Here is a 612-nt window from a genome sequence, read left to right as displayed (position 1 = left end):
CTTTCAAGGTCTTGTAATTTTCCCCAAATTATAGTTAGTTGAAAAAATAAAGTTGGTAAATGGGGAATAGCTAGAATGATTATAGGTCAAGTGTTTGAGCGTTTTGTAGAAGAAAGTCCGGTTTCGGTCATGGTTCGCGGACTTCTCGAAGCAATTTTATGTCCTCAGAAACTTGACGAGTTATTTGAGAAAAGTGCAAAAACTCAGTATACAAAGGAATTACTGTTCTCTACGGTAGTAGAGATGATGAATACAGTAGCTTGTGGAATTAGGCCTTCAATTCATGCTGCATATCAAGCTAAAACATCACAAATGAATGTTTCTGTTACTTCTGTATATAACAAGCTAAATGCAATGGAGACTGATGTAAGTGCTGATGAATTAGTAAGGGAGACAGGAACTTCAATGGAAGCGATTATTCGGCATTTAAACGGAAGCTTACCAGATTGGCTACCTGGTTATCGGCTCAAAATTTTAGATGGCAATGCAATAGGTGCAAGCGAACATCGTCTAAAACCTCTTCGTGATTGTAACAGTGCGCCTTTACCAGGGCAATCATTGGTGGTACTTGACCCATCTCTAATGTTGGCGATTGATGTTTTTCCTTGTGAA

Annotated in this window: 1 pseudogene; it reads left to right on the top strand. The window is 38.6% G+C overall.

The window, feature by feature from the left end:
* Positions 1–75 precede the first annotated feature (75 nt).
* Positions 76–612, top strand: a pseudogene (locus tag RMZ43_RS36050) (IS4/IS5 family transposase); the annotation flags it as partial.

This window comes from Nostoc sp. CmiVER01, from assembly GCF_034531135.2.
GTDB lineage: Bacteria > Cyanobacteriota > Cyanobacteriia > Cyanobacteriales > Nostocaceae > Nostoc.
The sequence above is the reverse complement of the archived record's forward strand: the minus strand, read 5'-3'. Positions and strand labels throughout refer to the sequence as shown.